We start from the raw sequence: 19,472 nt of genomic DNA, 5'->3' as shown, positions 1-19,472 counted from the left end.
CCCTCGGGCGGGGGCCGGCCGGGCACATCCCGGCGGCCTCGTATCCTGGTGAGGCCGGCCCCCGTGGGGTCGGCCACGCCCCGTGCCCTGCCCCAGCAGTCGTCGCGGCCGCCGCACCCCGAGAGGAACCCGCCCCATGCCCTCGTCCCACGCCGACCGCGTCGCCCGCTGGTCCACGGAGGACCGCGCCTCGGAAGGCCCCCGCGCCGAGGTGCTGGCCGCCGGCATGCTGCCGTGGCGCCGCGTGCCCGGCGGCCTCGAGGTGATGGTGATCCACCGGCCCCGCTACGACGACTGGTCGTGGCCCAAGGGCAAGCTCGATCCGGGTGAGACGCTGCCGGAGTGCGCGGTCCGCGAGCTGCGCGAGGAGGTCGGCCTGGAGCTGCGGCCGGGCATCCCGCTGTGCGTGACCGCGTACGAGGTGCCCGGCAAGCGGGGCGTACGTCAGAGCAAGGAGGTCTGGTACTGGGCCGCCGAGGTCGACGGCCAGCGCGCCCTCCCCGACGGCGACGAGGTGGACGAGGTCCGCTGGGTCGGGCCGGACGAGGCCCGGCGGCTGCTGACGAACGACTCGGATCACGAACCGCTCGACCTGCTGCTGCGTGCCGCCTCCCGGGGGCGCCTGCGGACCGTGCCGCTGCTGGTGCTGCGCCACGCCAAGGCCAAGCCCCGCTCCTCGTGGTCCCGCGCCGAGCAGGAGCGCCCGCTGGCGGCGACGGGCCGGCGGCAGGCGCTCGCCGTCGAGGGCCTCGTGTCGGCCTGGCGGCCGGAGCGGCTGGTCTCCTCCCCGTGGCGCCGCTGCGTGGAGACGCTGGCCCCGCTCGTGAAGTCCAGCCGGCTGCCGCTGAAGACCAAGGGCGCGTTCACGGAGACCACGGCCCGGGAGAAGCCCAAGAAGACCCGCAAGGTGATGGCCGAGCTCATGGGCCGCTCCCGGCCGCTGGTCGTGTGCACGCACCGGCCGGTGCTGCCGACCCTGTTCGAGGTGGTCGAGGACGCGGCCGCCGGCCAGGCGGACCGCGTGCTGCGGGCCCTGCCGACCGAGGATCCGTGGCTGCGGCCCGGCGCTGTGCTGGTGGCGCACCGCGCGCTCGACCTCGACGGCGACGTGGTGGCCGTCGAGGTCTACGACCCCTGGGACGACTGAGCCGCCCGCGCCGGCCTCGGCCCGCACGACCGGGCCACCGTTGAGCGGGCCCGCCCCCGGCCCTAGGCTCGGGTCATGGAGAACACCGCCGCCCAGAGCCAGCCCGAGAAGATCGTCCACGAGCGCCTCACGGTGACCCGGGACCCGGACCGTCAGCGCTTCGAGCTGCGCCAGGACGGGACCTTCATCGGGTTCCTCGGCTACGACCAGGAGACCGTGCGCGGCGCGGACGGCGAGGACACCGTGGTCCTGCGCCTGCAGCACACCATCATCGACGAGCAGTTTGGCCGCCGCGGTTATGCCCGCGCCCTCGTGACCATGGTCCTGGACCGGCTGCGCGCGGAGGGTGACCGGATCGTGCCCGAGTGCTCCTACGTGGAGGACTACCTGCGCCGCTACCCCGAGTACCAGGACATGGTCTTCCACGGCTGACCGGGGGCGGGGCCCTGCCCTGCCGGTACCCGCCTCCGCCGGGCCGTCGACGACGCTCAGCGCGTCCGCTCGGATCGCTAGAGTGGACCGGGTGAGCATCCCCACCCCCTACGAGGACCTCCTCGCCGACGTGATGGCCCACGGGGCCGTCAAGACGGACCGGACCGGCACGGGCACGCGCAGCGTGTTCGGCCGCCAGCTGCGCTTCGACCTGGCCGAGTCCTTCCCGCTGATCACGACCAAGCGCGTGCACTTCAAGTCGGTCGCGCTCGAGCTGCTGTGGTTCCTGCGCGGGGACTCGAACGTGCGGTGGCTCCAGGAGCGCGGCGTGCGGATCTGGAACGAGTGGGCGGACGAGGACGGCGAGCTCGGCCCCGTCTACGGCGTGCAGTGGCGCTCGTGGCCCACCCCGGACGGGGGCCACATCGACCAGATCGCCAAGGTCGTGGAGCAGATCCGGACGAACCCCGACTCGCGCCGGCACATCGTCACCGCGTGGAACCCCGCCGAGGTGGACGAGATGGCGTTGCCGCCGTGCCACGCGCTGTTCCAGTTCTACGTCTCCCCCGGTCAGGACGGCGCCCCCGGGCGGCTCTCATGCCAGCTCTACCAGCGCTCGGCGGACCTGTTCCTCGGCGTGCCGTTCAACATCGCCTCGTACGCGCTGCTCACGGTGATGGTCGCGCAGCAGACCGGGTTGACGCCCGGCGAGTTCGTGTGGACCGGCGGGGACGTGCACATCTACGCGAACCACGAGGAGCAGGTGCGCGAGCAGCTCTCCCGCGAGCCGTACCCGTACCCGCGGCTGCGGCTGCGGCGCACCCCCGCGTCGATCTTCGACTACGACTACGACGACTTCGAGGTCCTCGACTACCGTCACCACCCCACCATCACGGCGCCGATCGCCGTCTGAGCCGAGGATGCGCAGCGACCCCATGAGCCGGGCCACCCGTCCCACCGAGCCCGTGATCGCCATGATCTGGGCCCAGACCCCCGAGCGCGTCATCGGCCGCGACGGCACCATGCCGTGGCACGTCCCCGAGGACCTCGCCCACTTCCGGGCCCACACGCACGGCCACCCCGTGATCATGGGCCGGCGCACGTGGGAGTCGTTCCCGGCGCGCTTCCGCCCGCTGCCCGGGCGCACGAACATCGTGGTCTCCCGCACCCTGACGGCCACCGAGGAGGCCGGCGCGGAGCTGCGGGCCGCGGGCGCCGTCGTCGTGCCTGACTTCGGGGCGGCCCTGGCCGCCGCGGCCGAGGCCGACGGCTGTGACACCGTGTGGGTGATCGGCGGGGCGACGCTCTACGAGCAGGCCCTCGACGTGGCCTCGCGCGCCGAGGTGACCGTGATCGACGCCGACGTCGACGGCGACACGCACGCCCCGCTGCTCGACGCCCGCTGGCGGCGCACCGCCGTCGAGCCCGCCCCCGACGCGTGGCTGGACTCCGCCTCCGGCCCGCGCCACCGCTTCGAACGATGGGAACGCGACTGACATGGCCCCGACCGACTCCGACCAGCGTCTGCTCTCCCCGCAGGCGGTCTCGTTCCTCGCGCTCGTCGTCCTGCCCGTGCTGGCGTTCGTGTGCGCCGTGTTCGGGCTGATCCTCGTGCTGCAGGGCAAGACCATCGCCGGGCTGGTGTTCCTGCTCGTGCTGACCCAGGTGTTCGCCGTGGGCGGTCTCATCGCGTGGAACAAGCGGAAGCGCGCGCAGCAGGGCCGCTAGCCTGGAGGGCATGACTTCCGCTGCCCCCGCATCTGTGAACGCCCCCGACGCGGCCGCCGTGCCCACCGTGGGCCTGGTCGGCTGGCGCGGCATGGTGGGGTCCGTCCTCCTGCAGCGCATGGCCGAGGAGGGCGACTTCGCCCGTATCCATCCCGTCTTCTTCTCCACGTCCAACGCCGGCGGTCCCGCGCCCGTGCTCGAGGGCATGGCCGGTGACCCGGGCGTGCTCCAGGACGCGTACGACGTGGACGCGCTCAAGGCCCTGCCCGTGATCCTCACCGCGCAGGGCGGGGACTACACGCAGGCCGTGTACCCGAAGCTGCGCGCCGCCGGCTGGGACGGCATCTGGATCGACGCCGCCTCCACCCTGCGCATGGCGGACACCTCCGTGATCGCACTGGATCCCGTGAACCGCGGCGTGATCGACGCCGCCCTGGCGAACGGGACGAAGGACTTCATCGGCGGCAACTGCACCGTCTCCTGCATGCTCATGGGCCTCGGTGGCCTGTTCAAGGCGGGCCTGGTCGAGTGGGGCACCGCCATGACCTACCAGGCGGCCTCCGGCGGCGGTGCCCGGCACATGCGCGAGCTGCTCACCCAGTACGCCGAGCTGGGCGGCGCGGTGCGGGCCGAGCTGGCCGATCCGGCGTCGGCGATCCTCGAGATCGACCGCAAGGTGATCGAGCTGCAGCGCGACGGCCTGGACTCGACGCAGTTCGGCGTGCCGCTGGGCGGCTCGCTGATCCCCTGGATCGACTCCGACCTGGGCGACGGCGTCTCCCGCGAGGAGCGCAAGGCCTACGACGAGACCAACAAGGTGCTCGGACTGACCGGGGCGGACCGGATCCCGTTCGACTCGCTGTGCGTGCGGATCGGCGCGATGCGCTCCCACTCGCAGGCCCTCACCCTCAAGCTCACCCGGGACGTGCCGCTGGACGAGGTCGAGCAGATCATCGCCGCGGACAACGAGTGGGTGCAGGTGGTGCCGAACACCAAGGAGGCCACGGTCACCGACCTGACCCCGATCGCCGCGACCGGCACCCTGCAGATCCCCGTCGGCCGGCTGCGCAAGCTCAACATGGGTCCCGAGTACCTCTCGGCGTTCACCGTCGGCGACCAGCTGCTGTGGGGTGCGGCCGAGCCCGTGCGTCGCATGCTGATGATCGCCACCGGCAACCTCTGAGCCGCGACGCCGGCGCCGCGGCGCGCGCGGGGACCCGGCCCCGCACCGGACCCCGGACCCCGGCCCCCGTTTTCGTTCGGGAAACGGCGGGTGTTCGCGCGTTGTCGTTCGGGAAACGGCGCCCGCGCCGCCTAGGGGCGCCGTTTCCCGAACGAAAGCACTCCTGGGGGCGCCGTTTCCCGAACGAAAGTGGAGGGGGGTCAGAGGCTGGTGCCGATGATCATCGGCTCGGGGTGCAGCTCGACGCCGAAGCGTTCGCGCACGCCGTCGCGCACGGTGCGCGCGACCGTCAGGACGTCCTCGGTGGTCGCGTCGCCGCGGTTGGTCATGGCGAGGGTGTGCTTCGTGGACACCGACGCGCGGCCCCCGGCCAGGCCGGTGCCGTCGGCTCCGCGGCCGTCCGGCCCGCCCTCGCGGGGGGCGACCTCGGGCAGCCCGAAGCCCTTCGCGAAGCCCGCGCGATCGATCAGCCAGGCCGCCGAGAGCTTCACGAGCGGCGTCCCGTCCTCGGCCTGGCCGGCGGCGAACGCCGGGGCGCCGTCGGGCAGGGAGGCCCGCACGGACGCGGGCACGATCGGGTTTGTGAAGTAGCTGCCCGTGGACCACGTGTCCGGGTCCGCCGGATCGGACACCATCCCCTTGGCGGCGCGCAGGGCCAGCACCTCGCGGCGGACCACCGCGAGCGGGGCATGGGCGCCCTCCTCGACGTCGAGCGCGGCCGCCAGCTGCCCGTAGCGGACCGGCACCGTCGGCTCGGCGTCGGAGGAGGCGCGACGCAGCCGCAGGTCGATCGAGAGCACGATCCACCGGGGACTCGGCGCGCCGGTCTCCAGCATGGAGCGCTTGATCACGGAGTCGCGGTAGCCGAAGCGCAGGTCCGCGGGCGTCAGCTCGACGACGTCGCCCGCCTCCCGGTCCCACGCGCGCAGGGCGACGAGCACCTGCGAGACGTCCGCGCCGTACGCGCCGACGTTCTGCACGGGCGTCGCGCCGGCCGAGCCCGGGATGCCCGAGAGCGCCTCGATCCCGCCGAGCCCGTGCGCCACGGTCCATGCGACGGCGTCGTCCCACGGGTGGCCCGCCGCGATCCGCACGACGACGGCCTCCCCCTCGTGGTCCGCGGACCGGGCCCCGTCGCCGGCGGGCGGCGTCTCGCCCTCGCCGGGCAGCGGCCCGTCCAGCACGTGGATGCCCTCGAAGGCCAGCCGCACGACGGTGCCGGGGAAGCCGGCGTCCGCCATGAGGGTGTTGGAACCGCCGCCGAGGACGAACAGGGGCTCGCCCGCCGCGTCGGCGGCGCGCACGGCCTCGATCGCCTCGGCCTCGGTGCGCGCGGTGACCCACGCGCGCGCAGGCCCGCCGACGCGGGTGGTGGTGTGGTCCGCCAGCCGCTCGCTCACGCGCTCTCCCCCGCGGGGTCGGCCAGACGGACCACGGCCTGCGCCTTGGTCAGCACGCGCGGCTTCACCGCGTCCGGGTTGGTGACGTTCAGGTCGATCCGCACCGTCCCGGCAGCCTCGTCCACGGCGCCGACCGTGCCGACGACCTCGAGCGTGGCGCCGGGGACGGGCGCGCCGTCGTCGTCCGTGCGCCCCGTGGTGTCCGCGACCGGCACCATGCCGGTGAAGCGGGTCTGGTAGTCGACGACGGCGCCCGGGTCGCCCGCCCAGTCCGAGACGAGCTGCACGGCCGCGCCCATGGTGAGCATCCCGTGGGCGATGACGCCGGGCAGGCCGACGTGCTCGGCGAACGTCGGGGACCAGTGGATCGGGTTGCGGTCGCCGGAGGCACCCGCGTAGGCGACGAGGTCGGCGCGGGTGAACGTGACGGTGCGCGTGCCGACCACCTCGCCCCGGGCGAGGTCGGACAGGCGGGGGGCGGTGCTCATCAGGACTCCTCTCCCCGGACCAGCAGGGTGGACGTGACGGTGGAGACGGCAGCGCCGTCCAGATCCGCGATCTCGGTGACGGTGGTGACCATGCGGTTGCCGCCGAGGGACTTCACGGCCTCGACCCGCACGGTCGCCACGACCTCGTCCCCGGCCACCAGCGGGCGGTGGTGGACGAAGCGCTCGTCCGCGTGGACCACCCGCGAGAAGTCGATCCCCAGCTCGGGATCGGCGACGACGGCGGCCTCGGCGCGCTGGGCGATGACGACGGCGAAGGTCGGGGGGGCGACCAGGTCGGCGTGTCCCAGGGCCCGGGCGGCCGCGACGTCGTGGTGCGCGGGATGGTGGGCCTGCACGGCCTCGGCGAAGCCGCGGACCGCCTCACGACCGACCTGGAAGGGGGCGCGGGCGGATAGCTCCGCCCGGCGACGTCGGGGTTCACGCTCAACTCGGGCCTCCTGCGGGACGGTTCTCGACTGCCGTCCAGCCTAACGGCCGGGGCGCCGCTCCCCCTGCCGGCGGGCGGCCTGGCGGAAGCGCACGAGCTGGGCGGACAGGTGCACGGCGACGCCCGCGCCGAGCACGCCCAGGGCGGTCCCGGAGACGGCGAGGCGTCCGGTGGTCCCGCCGACGACCGCCAGCACGATGCCCACGAGGAACAGCGCGGAGCCGGTCAGCACGAGGGTCCGGTACAGCCGGGAGCCGTGCTCCCACGGGGAGACGAAGCCGCGGGGCGCGGTGGTGCCGCGGGCGGGCTGGGGGGCGGGGCGACGCGTGGACATGCCCGCCAGGCTACCGGGGCGACGGACGGGCCCCGGAACGCGAAAGGACCCGGCCCCTCCGAGGAGGTGACCGGGTCCGTCCGATTCCGTAGCGGCGGGGGGACTCGATCCCCCGACCTCACGATTATGAGTCGTGCGCTCTAACCAGCTGAGCTACGCCGCCACGACACAAGAACGCCCGCACTCACGGTTTCACGCCGCGAGGGCGGGCTCTCATGTCAGAGCCCCGACCGGGAATCGATCCCGGGACCTCCATCTTACCAAGATGGCGCTCTACCACTGAGCTATCGGGGCAACGAGGTGAGACTCTACCAGGGCCCCGGGGCCGATGCAAAATCGGCCCCGGCTACGGCCTCCGGGGGTCCGCACCCCGGCCGGATCAGCGGCGGGCGCCCCGATCCGAGCGCTCCTGGGCGCCCCAACGGGGCTTGCGGCCGCCGGGGCGTCCCCCGCGGTCGTCCCGGTCCTTGCGGAAGCCACCGCGATCCTCACGGAAGCCGCGGTCGTCCCGGTCCTTGCGGAAGCCGCCGCGCTGGCCGCCGTCGCGGTCCCCGCGGAAGCCGCCGCGCTCGCCGCGGTCCTTGCGGAAGCCGCCGCGGCGCTCACCGCGGTCCTCGCCGTCGCGCTCGGCGCGGGTCGGGCGGCCGGTGTCCTTGCGCAGGCCGAGGCGACGGCCGTTGATCTCGGCGTTGGCCGCGGCCTCGAGCTGGGCCGAGGTCAGGTCTGCCGGCAGCTCGACGAGCGAGTGGTTGCCACGCAGGTCGATCGCGCCGATGGCCGAGGCGGGCAGGCCCACCTCGTTCGCCAGCGCACCCACGATGTTGCCCGGCCGCACGCGGTCCTGGTGGCCCACGGCGATCCAGTACGTCGCGTTGCCGGCCGCAGGTTCCCGGGCCGGGCCACGCGAGCCGCGGCCGTCACTCGTGCCGCGCTCACGGCCGCCGTCGCGCCCACCCTCGCGGCCTCCGTCGCGGTCCTTGCGGCCGCGGGCGCCGCCGAACGGGATCTCCTGCTCGCGGGCCAGCAGCGGGCGGCCGCCCTGGGTCATCATGCCCAGCGCGGCGGCCACACGCGCCGGCTCGACCTCGTGCTCGTCGACGTACGCGGCGACGATCTCACCGAACACCGCCAGCTCCTCCTCCGAGGCGCGCTCGAGGGTGCGGGTGATGCCGTCGGCGAAGCGGCGCTTGCGGGCCGCGTTGACGTCGGCGACGGAGGGCACGGCCATCTCCTCGACCTGCTGGCGGGTGGTCCGCTCGATCTGCTTGAGCAGGAAGCGCTCGCGCGGGGTCATGAAGAGCACGGCGTCGCCCTGCCGGCCGGCGCGGCCGGTGCGGCCGATGCGGTGCACGTAGGACTCCGCGTCCTGCGGAATGTCGTAGTTGACCACGAGCGAGATGCGCTCGACGTCGAGGCCGCGGGCGGCGACGTCGGTGGCCACGAGGATGTCCACGCGGCCGGCCTTCAGGTCCTCGACGGTCTTCTCGCGCTGCTTCTGGGCGATGTCACCGGAGATGGCGACGGCCTTGAACCCGGCGCGCGTGAGCTTCTGGGCGAGCTCCTCGGTGCCGGCACGGGTGCGCACGAAGGCGATCACGCCCTCGTGGTCCTCGGTCTCGAGGATGCGGGTCATGGCCTCGAGCTTGTACTGGTGGCCCACCTGCAGGTAGCGCTGGCGGATGGTGGCGGACGTCGTGGACTGGCGGGACACGGCCACCTCCTCCGGGGAGTTCAGGTACTGCGCGGAGATGCGGCGGATGGCCGGCGGCATGGTGGCCGAGAACAGCGCGGTCTGCTTCGTGTCCGGGGTGGAGGCGAGGATGCGGTCCACCTCCTCCGCGAAGCCCATGCGCAGCATCTCGTCCGCCTCGTCCAGCACGAGGGTCTGCAGGTCGGAGAGGTCCAGCGAGCCGCGCTCGAGGTGGTCGATCACGCGGCCCGGCGTGCCGACGACGACCTGCGCGCCCCGCCGCAGTCCGGCCAGCTGCGGGCCGTACGGGGAGCCGCCGTAGACCGCGAGCACGGAGACGTCGTCGAGATGCTTGGCGTAGCTGTCGAAGGCGTCGGCCACCTGGAGGGCGAGCTCGCGGGTCGGGGCGAGCGCGAGCACCTGCGGGGTGTCCGCGCGCCCGGTCACGTCCGTGGTCTCGGCGAGGCGGGACAGGGCCGGCAGCGCGAACGCGCCGGTCTTGCCGGTGCCGGTCTGGGCCAGGCCCACGACGTCGCGGCCGTCCAGCAGCAGCGGGATGGTCGCCTCCTGGATCGGCGAGGGGTGGGTGTAGCCCAGGTCCTCGACGGCGGCCAGCACGCGGGCGTCCAGGCCGAGGTCCAGGAAGGTGGGGCCGGCGGGCTCGGCGGGGGTTTCGGGGGCGGCGGGCTCGGCGGCGTCGACCTGCGGGACGGTCCCGGTGGCCTCCTGCTCCGCCTCGGCGAGCTCGGGGGCGACGGTCTCCGCCTCGGGGGCGGTCTCCACGGGCGCGGCGGTCGGGGCCTCGGCGGTGGTCTGGGGATCGAGGATGTCGGACATGGGTCCTCCTGTGGGGATGCGCGGGCGCACGCCGGAGGACGTCGGTCGCGGGTCGACGTCGTGGGGCGCAGGGGCCAGCTGGGTCAGATGATTCCGTCCACCCGGCAGCCCCCGAGGGCCACGACGTTCGTGGCCCGCACACACATCTGCACAGACATCTGCAGTCCGGCGTGGCACACGCGTCCACGCTCACTCATCACAGGGGGAGAGACCGGATCCGGTCCGCCCAGTCTACGCCACCGGACCCCGGGCCGGGCTGTGCCCTCGGACACCCCGGTCGCTCACCGGCCGGGACGATAGGCTCGGCACGTGCCCCAGAACAGCGAAGACCGCCCCCTCGCCCGCGGACTCGGCCGGGCCGCCGGCCGCGCCGCCCAGTCCTTCCGGGAGAGTCAGCGGGCCGACGACGCACGGCTGCGCGCCGTGCGCGCCCGCCTCACCGCCGAGGACGAGGAGCGCCTGGAACGGCGCCGCGCGGACCGCGAGCGCGACCTGGCCGAGCGGGACGCGGCCGAGTCCGACGCCGGCCTCGTCCACCCGCTCCTGAAGGTCGCGCGCATCTACTGGCTCGCGGTCACCGTGGTGCTGGTCGGCATCGCGGGCGCGTTCATCTGGAACGGGGCCCGCGCACAGGACAGCGGCGAGCCCGTCATCGATCCGCTCACCGGCATGGAGTCGGTGGGCGTGCTGGGCGGCGCGACGGGGCAGTTCACGATGGGCACCGCCGTCGGCCTGCTGGCCGCGGCGTCCCTGTGGGGCTGGATCGGTCTGCTGCGCCGCCGTCGCTCGGCGATCGGGACCCTGACGTTCATCGCCGTCCTGCTGGCCGCCCCCGCGTTCCTGCGGGCCAACGGCCTGCTGATCATCCTCGCCGTCGTGATGCTCCTGGGCGCCGCGCTCGTCTGGCTGCCACCCGTGCGCTCGCGCCTGCGGCGCTGAACCCGCGCGTCCCGCCCACGCCGCCGGGCGGCGGCGCCGCTCAGTCCTCCGCGGGACGGGCGGAGGCGACGACGGGCCGGGCCGTGGCGAGGTCGTACTCCATGACCTGACGGCCGCCGATCCACACGCTCAGGGCCCGCTGCATGACATCGAGCGGGTCGCCGGACCAGAGCACGAGGTCGGCGTCCTTGCCCACCTCGAGGGAGCCGATGCGGTCGTCCAACCCCAGCACGCGCGCGGGATGGAGGGTGATGGCGCGCAGAGCGGTCTCCCGGTCCAGGCCCTCCTTCACCGACAGCGCGGCCTGGTAGACGAGGAAGTCGATGGGCACCACCGGGTGGTCGGTGATGATGCTGATCTCGACGCCGGCCCGCGCCAGACGCCCCGGGTTGCGCATCGAGCGACCCCGCAGCTCCGGCTTGGACTTGGTGGTGAACAGCGGGCCGATCAGCACCGGCACGCCGCGGGCCGCGAGCTGGTCGGCCAGCGGGTGCGCCTCGGTGCCGTGGTCCAGGACGAGGTCGTAGCCGAACTCGTCGGCCAGGCGCAGGGCGGTGGCGACGTCGTCGGTGCGGTGGCAGTGCTGGCGCCAGGGGATCGTGCGCTCCAGGACGAGGGCGAGGGCGTCGAGGTGGGGGTCGCGGGTGAAGGGCTTGTCCTCGCGTTCGGCCTCCGCGCGGCGGGCCATGTAGCCCTGCGCCCGCAGGAACGCCTCGCGGATCACGAGGGCGGTGCCCAGCCGCGTGGACGGGGTGCGGCCCTTCTCCTTGTAGACGTTCTTGGGGTTCTCGCCGAGGGCGGACTTCACGCCCGAGGGACTGCGCAGCACCATCTCGTCCACGGTGCGTCCGTGGGTGTGCAGCGCCACCGCCTGGCCGCCGATCGGGTTGCCCGAGCCGGGGTTGACGTTCACGGTGGTCACCCCGCCGGCCAGGGCGTCCTTCCAGCCCGGCTCGTTCGGGTCGACGGCGTCGATCGCCCGCACCCCGGCCATCACCGGGTCCGTCATCTCGTTGACGTCCGCGGTCGCCCCGACCTCGCCCTCGGCGTGCATGCCGAGGTGGACGTGGGCATCCACGAAGCCGGGCAGCAGCCAGCGGCCCTCGCAGTCCACGACGTCGGCGCCGTCGGGTGCCTGGACGTCGGGGCCGAGCGCGGTGATCCGGCCGTCCTCGACGAGCAGGGCGCCGTCGAACGGCTCGGCGGCGACGGGGACGACGTGGGCGTTGACGAAGGCGGTGAGGGTCATGCCCGTCACACTACGCCGCCCCGTGCTCCCCACCCGTGCGCTAGACCTCTGGCGGACGTCGGCGGGTCAGAGGCTGCCCAGAGCCCGCTCCAGGTCCGCCACGAGGTCCTCGGCGTCCTCGATGCCCACCGACAGGCGCAGCAGGTCGTCCGGCACGGCCAGCTCCGTGCCGGCCACGGACGCGTGGGTCATCTCCGCCGGGTAGTTCATCAGCGACTCGATGCCGCCCAGGGACTCGGCGAGCTGGAACAGGCGGGTCGACTCGGCCACGCGGCGGGCCGCCGCGGCGCCGCCGGACAGGCGCAGCGAGACCATGCCGCCGAAACCGCGCATCTGCCGCTGTGCGAGCTCATGGCCGGGGTGGTCCGGCAGCCCCGGGTACAGCACCTGGGAGACCTCGGCGCGGCCGGTGAGCCACTCGGCGACGGCCTGGGCGTTGGCCTGGTGGCGGTCCATGCGCACCCCGAGCGTCTTGAGGCCGCGCGTGGTCAGGTACGCGTCCATGGGCCCGTTCACGGCCCCCGCCGCGAACTGCTGGAACTTCACCTGTTCGGCGAGTGCGGCGTCCGGGATCACGAGCGCCCCGCCGATCACGTCCGAGTGGCCGCCGATGTACTTCGTGGTGGAGTGCACCACCACGTCCGCGCCGAGGGCGATCGGGGACTGCAGGTACGGCGTCGCGAAGGTGTTGTCCACCACGAGCAGGGCGCCGTGCGCGTGGGCCGCCTCCGCGACCGCGGCGACGTCGGAGATCTTCATCATCGGGTTGGACGGGGTCTCCAGCCACACCATGACCGGCCCCGTGGCGGCGGCGCGCTCGACGGCGGCGGCGACCTGCTCGGCGTCCCCCATGTCCACGACGACGTGCTCCACGCCCCACGGGGCGAGCACGCGGGAGATGAGGCGGTAGGAGCCGCCGTACACGTCGTTGCCGAGCACGATCGTCATGCCCGGCCGGCCCGCGCCCATGATCAGCGCGGTCTCCGCGGCCAGGCCGGAGGCGAACGTGAGGCCGGTGGCCCGGGGGGCGCCGGACTCGTCGACGCCGGCCTCGAGCGCGGCCAGCTGCTCCTGCAGCGCGTCCCGGGTGGGGTTGGTGCCGCGGCCGTAGTCGTAGCCGCGCCGCAGCTCGCCGACGGCCGTGGGCGCGTAGGTGCTCGAGAGGTGGATCGGCGGGACGACGGCGCCGAACACCTCGTCCAGGTGCTGGCCCGCGTGCACGGCGCGCGTGCCGAAGCCTCCCCCTGGGGGTGGGCGGCGGCGTCTTCGGCGCCGGTGTCGGGGGTGGTGGCGTGCGGGTCCTCGTGGACGTTCTGCTCGGTCATCTCGGGAGCCTCCTCGGAGAGATCGGGTCGGGTGGGGCGGGCGCGGCCGGTGCGGCCGGCCTCAGGCGGTGACGTGGGCGAGGACGTCGTGCAGGGTGACGACGCCCTGGACGCGGCCGGCCTCGAGCACCAGCAGCACGGGGTCCTGGGCGAGGCGCCGGGCCACGGCGCGCAGCGGGGTGCGCGCCCCCAGGCAGGGCAGCACGGGGCCCATGACGTCGGCCACGGGGGTCTGCGCGGTGGCCCGCCCCTCAGCGAGGGCGTCCGCGAGCGCGGCGGAGGAGACGGTGCCGCGGACCTCGCCGATCCGCAGGTCGTGCCGGGGCTCGAGGATCACGGGCAGGGCGTCGACGCCGTACCGGTTCATGGTCGCCACGGCGTCCGCCACCGAGGTGGTCGGGGCCGCGGTGACGAGGGTGGGCACGGAGCCCGGGAACAGGTCGGCCTTCTCGGTCAGCAGCTCCCCCGCCGTCGCGGACCAGCGGTCGGCCTCGGCGGGGGCGCCCGCGCGGGTCGCCGGCTCGGCGTCGGCGTGCTCGAGCACCTCGACGGGCGTGCCGGCCCCGCCGGCGGCCCCCGTGGCGCCGTCGTCGTCCATCTGCGGGACCGCCGAGCGGGTGCGCCCGCGCGCCCACGCCGGCAGCACGGTCTCGCGGACGTCGTAGTCGAAGCCGCGCTCGTCCATCCACGGGTCGTTGAAGATCTTGGCGAGGTAGCCGCGGCCCGAGTCGGGCAGCACGATCACCATGACGTCCTCCGGGCCGAGCTCGCGGGCGGCGCGCAGGCCGGCGACGACGGCCAGACCGGAGGAGCCGCCCACGAGCAGGCCCTCCTCGGCGGCGAGGCGGCGGGTCATGGCCAGGGCCTCGGCGTCCTCGACGGCGATGACCTCGTCCGGGACCGCGGGGTCGTAGTTGTCCACCCACATGTCCTCGCCGACACCCTCGACGAAGTAGGGCCGGCCGGCGCCGCCGGAGTACACCGAGCCGCTGGGGTCCGCGCCGATCACGCGGACCGGACCGGACGGGCGGTCCGCCGAGACCTCCTTGAGGTAGCGGCCGGTGCCCGTGATGGTGCCGCCCGTGCCGGCGCCCATCACGACGTGGGTGACGCGGCCGGCCGTGTCCTCCCAGATCTCGGGGCCGGTGGTCTCGTAGTGGGAGGCCGGGGCGGCGGGGTTGAAGAACTGGTTGGGCTGATAGGCCCCGGGGATCTCCCGCACGAGGCGGTCGGCGACCCCGTAGTAGGACTCCTCGGACGTCGGGTCCACGGCGGTGGGCGTGACGACGAGCTCGGCGCCGTACGCGCTGAGCACGTCCCGCTTCTCCTGACCCACCTTGTCCGGGGTGACGAACACGGTGCGGTAGCCCTTGAGCTGTGAGACCAGGGCCAGCCCCACGCCCGTGTTGCCCGAGGTGGGCTCCACGACGGTGCCGCCCGGGCCGAGCAGGCCCTCGCGCTCGGCCTCCTCGATCATCTTCAGCGCGATGCGGTCCTTCACGGAGCCGCCGGGGTTCAGGTACTCGACCTTCACCAGGACGGTGGCCTCGATGCCCTCCGTCACGGAGTGCAGCTTCACGAGCGGGGTGTGCCCGATCAGCTCGAGGACGTTCTCGGCGTACTGCATGGGCTGCGCAGGGGTGGGCGCGGGGGTCTTTTCACTCACGCACCCCACGCTACGCCAGGGGCCGGACGCCGAAGGAGGGCTCCGGACACGCGGGGCAACGCCCGGCGTGCGCGCCGTCACGGCCGACGTCGTCCTGTCCGGGCCCGGGTGTACGGTGCGGGCATGACCGCCCCGGACGCCGAGCGCCGCGTGCGCGTGCCCGTCCCCGTGGACGTCGCGCTCACCCTGCGCCCCCTGCAGCGCGGTGCGGCCGACCCCACGGTCCGCGCCACACCGCAGGGCGTCTGGCTCACTCTGCGCTCCCCCGCCCCGGACGTGGCGTCGGACGGCCCGGGCCGGCCGACGTCGTTGCTGGTCTCCGGCGTCCGGGAGGCCGCAGGGGGCGGCACCGCGGTGACGGCCCGCGCGTGGGGCGCGGGCGCGAGCGCCGCCGTCGCCGGCGTGGAACGCCTGCTCGGCCTGCACGACGACGGCTGGGAAGCCTTCGACGCCCTGCTGCGGCCGGACTCCGGCGCGCCCGCGCTGCCGCCGCACGTGCGCGAGGCGCGGCGGATGCGGGCCGGGCTGCGGCTGCCGGCGGCGGGCGCGCTGTCCCGGCAGCTGCTCACCGCCGTGCTCGAGCAGAAGGTCACCCACGACCAGGCGCGGCACGGCTGGCGCACCCTCGTGCGGCTGGCCGCCCGGATCGACGACGACGGGCCCGCCCCCGGCCCGGTGCCGCCGGGGATGCTGCCGCCGCCGACCCCGGCCGCCGTCCTGCGGATCCCCTCGTGGGACTGGCATGCGCGGGCCTGGGTGCAGCCCTCCCAGTCGCGGACCATGCTGGAGGTCGCCCGGCGGGCCGCGAGCATCGACCGGCTCGGCGACGCGGTCGCCCCCGGGGACACGGCCGGGGTGGCCGCGCTGGCCCGGCGCCTGGAGTCGGTGCCCGGGATCGGGCCGTGGACCACGGCCGAGGCGCTGCAGCGCAGCCACGGGGCGGCGGACCTCGTCTCCGTGGGTGACTACCACCTGGCGCAGTACGTGGGGCAGGTCCTCACGGGACGCCGGACCGACGACGCCGGGATGCTCCGCCTGCTCGCGCCATGGGCCGGGCACCGGCAGCGGGTGGTGCGGATGATCGGGCTCTCCGGAGAGCGCAAGCAGGCGTTCGGGCCCAAGCTCGCCCCGGCCGACCACCGCGCCCACTGACGCGACGCCGGGCCGGCCGAGGCCGTGCCGGCGCGTCCGCGCGACCCCTCCGCTCCTGCACAGGCCGCTGCTCCCGGCGTGTCCTCCCCAGCCCCGGCCGGGTCCGGCCGGCCGCCCGCCCCGGGTTCCTAGCGTGGGCGATGCCGCTCCGACCGGTGCGGCGCCGCCGGGACCCTGATGAGTCCCCACCCGGGAGGAGACCGCCATGACCACCGCCTTCGAGCCCCGCCCGCACACCGCCGCCGCCCCGCGCGAACCCGACCCGCACGGCCCCGGCACGCCCGGCTCCCTGCGTCCGGGCGAGCGCGGCTCCGTGCTCATCGTGACCCGCCACCCCGACCCGGACGAGGCCATGCGGCACGCGATGGCCTGGATCACTGCCTTCGAGGAGGACTGCGGCCTCGTGCTGGACACGGACGAGACCGCGCTCTACGCCGTCGGCCGAGCGGGCGACCTGGGTGAAGCCCTGCGTCGCGGCCCCCTGGTCCACGAGGACGGCAGCCCCGCCGACACCTCCGCGTTCGTGGACGCGGTGCTCGCGGACGGCACGTGGCGCCTGCGCGACGCCGACCCGCGGGCGTGGTCGACCACGTACCGTGCCACGATCCTGGGCGCCGCCCCCGAGGCGGTCTGCACCATCTGGGACGTGTTCCCGCTGCCCGCCGCCTGAGGGTGACGGTCGTCGTCAGCCCGCACCCTGGGCGTGGGCCTGGGCCTGGACGACCTTCGCGCCCTCTTCGCGCAGCTCGACCTTGCGGACCTTGCCGGAGACGGTCATGGGGAAGGCGTCGAGCACGCGGACGTAGGCCGGGATCTTGAAGTGCGCGATCCGGCCCGTGGCGAACTCGCGGACGGCGTCCACGGTGAGCGGCTCGACGCCGTCCTTCATGATCACGCAGGCCATGAGCTGCTCGCCGTACTTCTCGTCCGGCACGCCCACCACCTGGACGTCCTGGATGTCCGGGTGGGTGTAGAGGAACTCCTCCACCTCGCGCGGGGAGATGTTCTCGCCGCCGCGGATGACGAGGTCCTTGATGCGGCCCTCGATGCGCACGGAGCCGTCCTCGTCCATGGAGGCGAGGTCGCCGGAGTGCATCCAGCCGTCGGCGTCCAGCACCTCGGCGGTCTTCTCGGGGGCGTCCCAGTAGCCGAGCATCACGGAGTAGCCGCGAGTGCACAGCTCGCCCGTGGCCCCGCGCGGGACGACGTCACCGGTGGCGGGGTCCACGATCTTCGTCTCCACGTGGGGCATGGTCCGGCCGACGGTCTGGGTGCGCACCTGTAGGGAGTCGTCGCGGCGGGTCATGGTGGACACGGGCGCGGTCTCCGTCATGCCGTAGCAGATGGCGACCTCGGACATGTGGAACCGGTCGATGACCTTCTTCATCACCTCGACAGGGCACGTCGAGCCGGCCATCACGCCGGTGCGCAGCGTGGACAGGTCCAGCTCGTCCGCCTCGGGCCGGGCGAGCATGGCGATGAACATCGCCGGCACGCCGTACAGGCTCGTCGCGCCGGTGGCGGCCACGGCCCGCAGCGCCGAGACCGGCTCGAAGCTGCGCGCCGGGATGACGGCGAGCGAGCCGTGGGAGACGGTGGCGATCACGCCGATCACCATGCCGAAGCAGTGGAAGAACGGCACCGGGATCACCACGGTGTCCTCCTCCGTGTAGCCCAGCAGCTCGCCGATGTGGAAGCCGTTGTTCAGCACGTTGCGATGCGTCAGCGTGACGCCCTTGGGGAAGCCGGTGGTGCCCGAGGTGTACTGCAGGTTCACGGGGTCCGCCGGCCGGGTGGCGGCCTCGCGCGCGGCCAGGTCCTCGTCCGAGACCCGCGCGGCCCCGGCCAGGAAGGCGGCCCACGTGCCCTCGGCCACGGGATCGGCGGCGTGCCGGCCGGCCACGTCACCGTCCTGCACGTGGGCGTAGGCGTCCTCGCCGCTCCCGGCCGGCAGCATGATCAGCTGCCGCAGGTGCGGCGCCGACTCACGGGCCACGGCCCGCGCGGTGGCGGGCGGGTCCATGCGTGCGTCCGCGCAGGCCACCACCAGCCCGCGCATGTCGCACTGCTCGACCACGTACGTCAGCTCGTGGGCGCGGTACGCCGGGTTGAGGTTCACGAGGATGACGCCGGCGCGTGCCGCGCCGTAGAGCAGCGAGACCCACTCGGCGACGTTGGGGCTCCACATCCCGATCCGGTCCCCCGCCTCGTAGCCCGCGGCCATGAGCGCCTTGGCCACCGTCACGGACTCCTCCTGCAGCTGCCCGTAGGTCCAGGTGCGTCCGGTGGCCGGGTCCCCGTCCGGTCCGCACTCCAGGAGGGCGGCGCGGTCGGCGAACCGGCGGGCGGTGTCGTCGAGGTTCTGGGCCAGGGTCTGCTCGAGCAGCTCGACGTCGGTCGGTCCCTGGGTGAAGGACTCGGGGGCGGTGGACTCGGTCATCGGGCGCTCCTCGCGGACGGTCGGGCGACGCCGCACGGCGTCACGATGCACGGCCGTGCCGCCGCCGGACCGCGGAGGGCATCGGGTGTGACACGGACCACAGGCAGGCTACGTCGCCTGGCGGGAGGCCGCCACCTCCCGGGGCGGGGACGCGGGGTGGGCCACGGCCCCGGACGGCAGAAGACCCCGGGACCGTACGGTCCCGGGGTCTTCGTTCCGGTGGCAGATACTGGATTCGAACCAGTGAAGGCAGTGCCAGCTGATTTACAGTCAGCCCCCTTTGGCCGCTCGGGAAATCTGCCGTGCCACCCGGCGGCTGCTGGGCGTCTCGAGGACGACCGCACCGGTCGGGCGAGAGTCGACTGTACAGCATCCCCGCGCCACGCCGCCAATCGGCCCGGGACCGCGCCCGTCGTCCCCGGTAGGCTGATCCGCAGAGCGCCCCGCGCGGCCCCGCAGTGGCCGTCGACGACGGGCGCGCCCCGTCCGCAGACCCTGAAGGAGAGCACCCGTGGCCAGCGATTCCACGTTCGACATCGTCAGCAAGGTGGACAGCCAGGAGGTGTCCAACGCCCTGAACCAGGCGCAGAAGGAGATCGCCCAGCGCTACGACTTCAAGGGCGTCGGCGCCGAGATCGACTTCTCCGGCGAGAAGATCCTCATGAAGGCCTCCTCCGAGGAGCGCGTCAAGGCCGTCAAGGACGTGTTCGAGTCCAAGCTCGTCAAGCGCGGCATCTCCCTCAAGTCCCTCGACGCCGGCGCCCCGTTCGCCTCCGGCAAGGAGTACCGCATCGAGGCGACCATGAAGGAGGGCATCGACCAGCCCACGGCGAAGAAGATCACGAAGCTGATCCGCGACGAGGGCCCCAAGTCCGTCAAGGCCCAGATCCAGGGGGACGAGCTGCGCGTGTCCTCCAAGTCCCGCGACGACCTGCAGTCGGTCATCGCGATGCTCAAGGACTTCGAGGACGCGGACCTGCAGTTCGTGAACTTCCGCTGATCCGCACGCCGCCT

18 protein-coding genes, 3 tRNA genes and 1 pseudogene are annotated in these 19,472 nt (G+C 74.1%); 10 read left to right on the top strand and 12 right to left on the bottom strand.

Translation table 11 applies throughout. From position 1 onward, the window contains the following. The first annotated feature begins 136 nt into the window (after nucleotides 1-136). The 6 genes from POD19_RS05985 to asd all read left to right on the top strand — a co-directional run bounded on the left by POD19_RS05985 (nucleotide 137) and on the right by asd (nucleotide 4,490). Nucleotides 137-1,147 (top strand): NUDIX hydrolase, encoded by a 1,011-nt coding sequence (locus POD19_RS05985; protein WP_113913807.1) that lies wholly within the window; start codon nucleotides 137-139, stop codon nucleotides 1,145-1,147. A gap of 75 nt (nucleotides 1,148-1,222) precedes the next feature. After that, nucleotides 1,223-1,579, top strand: a complete 357-nt coding sequence (locus tag POD19_RS05980) for a GNAT family N-acetyltransferase (protein ID WP_041103569.1) — start codon at nucleotides 1,223-1,225, stop codon at nucleotides 1,577-1,579. Between the two features lie 82 nt (nucleotides 1,580-1,661). After that, the gene (locus POD19_RS05975; protein ID WP_036317717.1) at nucleotides 1,662-2,492 is read left to right on the top strand and encodes a thymidylate synthase; all 831 of its coding nucleotides are present in this window, start codon (nucleotides 1,662-1,664) and stop codon (nucleotides 2,490-2,492) included. 22 nt (nucleotides 2,493-2,514) lie between these two features. Further along, nucleotides 2,515-3,075 (top strand): dihydrofolate reductase, encoded by a 561-nt coding sequence (locus POD19_RS05970; protein ID WP_044659551.1) that lies wholly within the window; start codon nucleotides 2,515-2,517, stop codon nucleotides 3,073-3,075. Between the two features lies 1 nt (nucleotide 3,076). Further along, the gene (locus tag POD19_RS05965) at nucleotides 3,077-3,307 is read left to right on the top strand and encodes an NF038396 family protein (protein WP_070708542.1); all 231 of its coding nucleotides are present in this window, start codon (nucleotides 3,077-3,079) and stop codon (nucleotides 3,305-3,307) included. A gap of 10 nt (nucleotides 3,308-3,317) precedes the next feature. Further along, nucleotides 3,318-4,490: an aspartate-semialdehyde dehydrogenase gene (asd, locus tag POD19_RS05960; protein ID WP_049146263.1), complete on the top strand. Its 1,173-nt coding sequence runs from the start codon at nucleotides 3,318-3,320 to the stop codon at nucleotides 4,488-4,490. Between the two features lie 200 nt (nucleotides 4,491-4,690). Here the strand turns inward: asd and POD19_RS05955 are convergent, their stop codons facing one another. The 7 genes and pseudogenes from POD19_RS05955 to POD19_RS05925 form a co-directional block, all read right to left on the bottom strand. Further along, nucleotides 4,691-5,890 carry a UDP-N-acetylmuramate dehydrogenase gene (locus POD19_RS05955; protein ID WP_101965855.1) on the bottom strand — a complete coding sequence of 400 codons (1,200 nt, stop codon included), beginning with the start codon at nucleotides 5,888-5,890 and terminating at the stop codon, nucleotides 4,691-4,693. Next, the gene (locus tag POD19_RS05950) at nucleotides 5,887-6,378 is read right to left on the bottom strand and encodes a MaoC/PaaZ C-terminal domain-containing protein (protein WP_101965856.1); all 492 of its coding nucleotides are present in this window, start codon (nucleotides 6,376-6,378) and stop codon (nucleotides 5,887-5,889) included. Before POD19_RS05950 ends, POD19_RS05955 begins: the two co-directional genes overlap by 4 nt. Next, a pseudogene (locus POD19_RS05945) lies at nucleotides 6,378-6,826 on the bottom strand (FAS1-like dehydratase domain-containing protein). Before POD19_RS05945 ends, POD19_RS05950 begins: the two are co-directional and overlap by 1 nt. Before the next feature lie 40 nt (nucleotides 6,827-6,866). Beyond that, nucleotides 6,867-7,160 carry a hypothetical protein gene (locus POD19_RS05940; protein ID WP_036381486.1) on the bottom strand — a complete coding sequence of 98 codons (294 nt, stop codon included), beginning with the start codon at nucleotides 7,158-7,160 and terminating at the stop codon, nucleotides 6,867-6,869. Nucleotides 7,161-7,249: 89 nt separating this feature from the next. Beyond that, nucleotides 7,250-7,323: transfer RNA gene (locus POD19_RS05935), tRNA-Met, on the bottom strand. 59 nt (nucleotides 7,324-7,382) lie between these two features. After that, nucleotides 7,383-7,454 (bottom strand) — tRNA-Thr (locus POD19_RS05930). 85 nt (nucleotides 7,455-7,539) lie between these two features. Further along, complete coding sequence (locus POD19_RS05925; RefSeq protein WP_340309372.1) at nucleotides 7,540-9,687, bottom strand: DEAD/DEAH box helicase; 2,148 nt, start codon at nucleotides 9,685-9,687, stop codon at nucleotides 7,540-7,542. Between the two features lie 309 nt (nucleotides 9,688-9,996). Between POD19_RS05925 and POD19_RS05920 the strand changes: the two genes are divergently transcribed. Continuing rightward, nucleotides 9,997-10,626: a hypothetical protein gene (locus POD19_RS05920; protein WP_041103579.1), complete on the top strand. Its 630-nt coding sequence runs from the start codon at nucleotides 9,997-9,999 to the stop codon at nucleotides 10,624-10,626. Between the two features lie 40 nt (nucleotides 10,627-10,666). On the opposite strand, the gene POD19_RS05915 is transcribed toward POD19_RS05920, so the two are convergent. The 3 genes from POD19_RS05915 to POD19_RS05905 form a co-directional block, all read right to left on the bottom strand. Beyond that, nucleotides 10,667-11,875 (bottom strand): amidohydrolase, encoded by a 1,209-nt coding sequence (locus POD19_RS05915; protein WP_070709897.1) that lies wholly within the window; start codon nucleotides 11,873-11,875, stop codon nucleotides 10,667-10,669. A gap of 66 nt (nucleotides 11,876-11,941) precedes the next feature. Next, entirely contained in the window at nucleotides 11,942-13,096 is a 1,155-nt protein-coding gene (locus POD19_RS05910; RefSeq protein WP_070709901.1) for a cystathionine gamma-synthase, read from the bottom strand. 165 nt (nucleotides 13,097-13,261) lie between these two features. Continuing rightward, entirely contained in the window at nucleotides 13,262-14,827 is a 1,566-nt protein-coding gene (locus tag POD19_RS05905; RefSeq protein ID WP_036317690.1) for a pyridoxal-phosphate dependent enzyme, read from the bottom strand. A 162-nt stretch (nucleotides 14,828-14,989) separates the two neighbouring features. Between POD19_RS05905 and POD19_RS05900 the strand changes: the two genes are divergently transcribed. After that, the gene (locus POD19_RS05900; protein ID WP_102708520.1) at nucleotides 14,990-16,018 is read left to right on the top strand and encodes a DNA-3-methyladenine glycosylase family protein; all 1,029 of its coding nucleotides are present in this window, start codon (nucleotides 14,990-14,992) and stop codon (nucleotides 16,016-16,018) included. Between the two features lie 205 nt (nucleotides 16,019-16,223). Then, a complete protein-coding gene (locus POD19_RS05895) occupies nucleotides 16,224-16,688 on the top strand; it encodes a hypothetical protein (RefSeq protein ID WP_041103583.1) in 465 nt (154 codons plus the stop codon). A gap of 15 nt (nucleotides 16,689-16,703) precedes the next feature. Here POD19_RS05895 and POD19_RS05890 read toward each other — a convergent pair whose 3' ends face one another. Together POD19_RS05890 and POD19_RS05885 are read right to left on the bottom strand one after the other, a co-directional pair. Continuing rightward, on the bottom strand, nucleotides 16,704-18,458 hold the full coding sequence (locus POD19_RS05890) for an AMP-binding protein (RefSeq protein WP_340309371.1): 1,755 nt from the start codon (nucleotides 18,456-18,458) through the stop codon (nucleotides 16,704-16,706). A 220-nt stretch (nucleotides 18,459-18,678) separates the two neighbouring features. Beyond that, nucleotides 18,679-18,760, bottom strand: a tRNA-Tyr gene (locus POD19_RS05885). A gap of 209 nt (nucleotides 18,761-18,969) precedes the next feature. Here POD19_RS05885 and POD19_RS05880 point away from each other — a divergent pair. Next, on the top strand, nucleotides 18,970-19,458 hold the full coding sequence (locus tag POD19_RS05880; RefSeq protein ID WP_036317682.1) for a YajQ family cyclic di-GMP-binding protein: 489 nt from the start codon (nucleotides 18,970-18,972) through the stop codon (nucleotides 19,456-19,458). Nucleotides 19,459-19,472: the final 14 nt, after the last annotated feature.

It is taken from the genome of Micrococcus sp. GPGPB33, from assembly GCF_037853785.1.
Classification (GTDB): Bacteria; Actinomycetota; Actinomycetes; order Actinomycetales; family Micrococcaceae; genus Micrococcus; species Micrococcus luteus.
Note: the sequence above shows the minus strand (reverse complement) of the source record. Positions and strands in the feature narration are given on the sequence as shown.

What these genes read in the sequence shown, in the direction of transcription:
- POD19_RS05985 (WP_113913807.1), top strand. Translation starts at nt 137, where the DNA reads ATGCCCTCGTCCCACGCCGACCGCGTCGCCCGCTGGTCCACGGAGGAC.
- POD19_RS05980 (WP_041103569.1), top strand. Translation starts at nt 1,223, where the DNA reads ATGGAGAACACCGCCGCCCAGAGCCAGCCCGAGAAGATCGTCCACGAG.
- POD19_RS05970 (WP_044659551.1), top strand. Translation starts at nt 2,515, where the DNA reads ATGAGCCGGGCCACCCGTCCCACCGAGCCCGTGATCGCCATGATCTGG.
- POD19_RS05965 (WP_070708542.1), top strand. Translation starts at nt 3,077, where the DNA reads ATGGCCCCGACCGACTCCGACCAGCGTCTGCTCTCCCCGCAGGCGGTC.
- asd (WP_049146263.1), top strand. Translation starts at nt 3,318, where the DNA reads ATGACTTCCGCTGCCCCCGCATCTGTGAACGCCCCCGACGCGGCCGCC.
- POD19_RS05950 (WP_101965856.1), bottom strand. Translation starts at nt 6,378, where the DNA reads ATGAGCACCGCCCCCCGCCTGTCCGACCTCGCCCGGGGCGAGGTGGTC.
- POD19_RS05940 (WP_036381486.1), bottom strand. Translation starts at nt 7,160, where the DNA reads ATGTCCACGCGTCGCCCCGCCCCCCAGCCCGCCCGCGGCACCACCGCG.
- POD19_RS05925 (WP_340309372.1), bottom strand. Translation starts at nt 9,687, where the DNA reads ATGTCCGACATCCTCGATCCCCAGACCACCGCCGAGGCCCCGACCGCC.
- POD19_RS05915 (WP_070709897.1), bottom strand. Translation starts at nt 11,875, where the DNA reads ATGACCCTCACCGCCTTCGTCAACGCCCACGTCGTCCCCGTCGCCGCC.
- POD19_RS05905 (WP_036317690.1), bottom strand. Translation starts at nt 14,827, where the DNA reads ATGCAGTACGCCGAGAACGTCCTCGAGCTGATCGGGCACACCCCGCTC.
- POD19_RS05900 (WP_102708520.1), top strand. Translation starts at nt 14,990, where the DNA reads ATGACCGCCCCGGACGCCGAGCGCCGCGTGCGCGTGCCCGTCCCCGTG.
- POD19_RS05895 (WP_041103583.1), top strand. Translation starts at nt 16,224, where the DNA reads ATGACCACCGCCTTCGAGCCCCGCCCGCACACCGCCGCCGCCCCGCGC.
- POD19_RS05890 (WP_340309371.1), bottom strand. Translation starts at nt 18,458, where the DNA reads ATGACCGAGTCCACCGCCCCCGAGTCCTTCACCCAGGGACCGACCGAC.